We start from the raw sequence: 2,284 nt of genomic DNA, 5'->3' as shown, positions 1-2,284 counted from the left end.
ACGTCCGCGAGGGTGGTCGTCCCCTCGAGGACGTCGCCGACGTAGATGGGGCGTTCGTACTCGTGGGCCTGCTCGCCGTGGATGACGTACTCCGGCTGGAAGGCGAGATCGAAGCCCTTGCCGTCGACGTCGGCGGGGGTGTACCGCGGGAAGCGACCGACCTGGCTGTAGATCAGCGGCGCGGGCACGCGGTCGTAGCCGCGTTCTGCTGCTGCCGTTTCGTCGCGGAAGAGGGGGTCTTCGGCCGTGATCGCGCGCGCGAACTCCTCGACCTTGCCGGGTTCGATGCGGAACTCCTCGACCGTGACTCGGGAGTCACCGACCATCGCCTCGAGTTCCTCGATCGCCCTATTCGGCATGGTGGCCCTCCGCGGTATTGTTGGTCGGCCGCGCGGTCGCGATCACCGGTCGTTCGGTCGTCCTGCGCCGTCGGTCGGGTCCGTCTCCGCCTTGCATTGCCACAACGGTTTGGGGACGACTGGCATAACAGTACCTCTCCCGGAACCCGCTTTGCTCGGCACTGAACATCGTGTGGGTAGTTCGGTTTCGATTAGTAATCGCTTCGGGGGCGATCGAGTGTCCTGCTCACGCGAACACGAGGGTTCTCCACGTCCTCCCCAGCCGATTCGTTCACTCCCTGCGGTCGTTCACTCCATCCCTCGCACGGCTTCGGGCCGCGGTTCGCCGATGGCAAACCGCGACCCAGCGTGCGCCGACCGCACGCGGTAAGGCCGATCGGGTGTCGCTCGACTCCGCCACCACTGGCTGACTCCGCCACCATTGGTCGACTTGAGCGCTCCGTTTCAGAGCGGTCGAATAGCTTATAATGACCGTCGATGAACCCGTAGACGCGAATGACAGACACTGTCACCCGTAGAGCAGGAGTATCGGCTGTCGGGACCGCCGCGAGCGCGGAGGGGCGGCGATGACGACCGACCAGTTCAGCGTCGCGGGGCAGACGGCGATCGTCACCGGCTCCTCGAGCGGCATCGGGAAAACGATCGTCGAGCGTTTCGCCGACGACGGCGCGAACGTCGTCGTCACGTCGCGGGAGCTCGAGAACGTCGAGCCGGTGGCGGGGGCGATCAACGAGAGCGAGCGGCCTGGCGAGGCGATCGCGATCGAGTGCGACGTGACGGAGCGCGACGCGGTTCAAGACCTGATCGACGAGACGGTCGACGAGTTCGGCGGCCTCGATATCCTGATCAACAACGCGGGGGCGAGCTTCCAGGCCCCGCTGTCGGAGATCAGCGAGAACGGCTGGAAGACCATCGTCGACATCAATCTCCACGGCACCTTCCACTGCTCGCAACTCGCCGTCGAGTACATGCGCGACAACGGCGGCGGCCGAATCGTCAACTTCGCCAGCGTCGCGGGCACCCGTGGCTCGAAGACGATGAGCCACTACGGCGCGGCCAAGGCCGGCGTCGTCAACTTCACCACCTCGTCCGCGGCCGACTGGGCCGAGGACGGCATCTGGGTCAACTGCATCGCACCCGGTCTGGTCGCCACCGAGGGCGTCCGCACCCAGATGGGCGTCGAGGACGACGCCGCGGAGATCGCCCGCACCACTCCCGATCGGACGATCGGCAAACCCGAGGAGGTCGCCGACCTCGCGCAGTTCCTCGCCAGCCCCGCCGCCTCCTACATGGTCGGCGAGACGATCGAAATCAAGGGGATTCCCCGCCTCGGCGAGTAGCGCGGCGGTTCCCTCGAGCGTCTCCGATTCGATGGCTGCGACGCCGGCCGACGCGTGCGGTGGACCGAAACGAGAACCATGTTACCAGTACCCGTACACTTTTCCGGTCGAACGACAAACCACGGGCAACATGGAGCTCGATATCGTCTCCGCGGACGCGCTTTTGGAGCCGCCCTACGACGGGAACGTCGCGAACTTGCTGGAGCGAGCGGTGGCGGAGCACCCCGACGAGATCGCGATCGAACACGCCGGCGAGACGGTCACCTACCGCGAGTTCGGCGACCGGGTCGCGCGCTTCGCCGACGGTCTCCGGGAACTCGGCCTCGAGGCCGGCGATCGGGTCGGCATCTACATGCCCAACGGAATCCCCTTCTGTACGGTCGTCTGGGCCTGTTGTCACGCCGGCGTCGTCGCGAGCCCGCTGAACCCCGAGTATCGCCGTCGCGAGATCGAGTACCAGCTCGAGCACGCAGACGCCGACGCCGTTCTGATCGAGGGCGACGCGGACGACTACGTCCGCGAGGCCGTCGCGGCCCTCGATACCGCAATCGTCAGCGCGACGGCTGCGGATGACCACCCCTCGCT

3 protein-coding genes are annotated in these 2,284 nt (G+C 66.5%); 2 read left to right on the top strand and 1 reads right to left on the bottom strand.

The window, feature by feature from the left end; all coding sequences use genetic code 11:
• On the bottom strand, positions 1-359 hold a 359-nt coding region (locus tag PGX04_RS22040), incomplete at its 3' end, for an FAS1-like dehydratase domain-containing protein (protein ID WP_273740462.1).
• 566 nt (positions 360-925) lie between these two features.
• Here PGX04_RS22040 and PGX04_RS22035 point away from each other — a divergent pair.
• On the top strand, positions 926-1,699 hold the full coding sequence (locus PGX04_RS22035; protein ID WP_273740461.1) for an SDR family NAD(P)-dependent oxidoreductase: 774 nt from the start codon (positions 926-928) through the stop codon (positions 1,697-1,699).
• A 130-nt stretch (positions 1,700-1,829) separates the two neighbouring features.
• A partial coding sequence (locus tag PGX04_RS22030) for an AMP-binding protein (protein ID WP_273740460.1) occupies positions 1,830-2,284 on the top strand: 455 nt, incomplete at its 3' end.

The organism is Natrinema soli (assembly GCF_028618695.1).
Note: the sequence above shows the minus strand (reverse complement) of the source record. Positions and strands in the feature narration are given on the sequence as shown.

What these genes read in the sequence shown, in the direction of transcription:
- PGX04_RS22035 (WP_273740461.1), top strand. Translation starts at nt 926, where the DNA reads ATGACGACCGACCAGTTCAGCGTCGCGGGGCAGACGGCGATCGTCACC.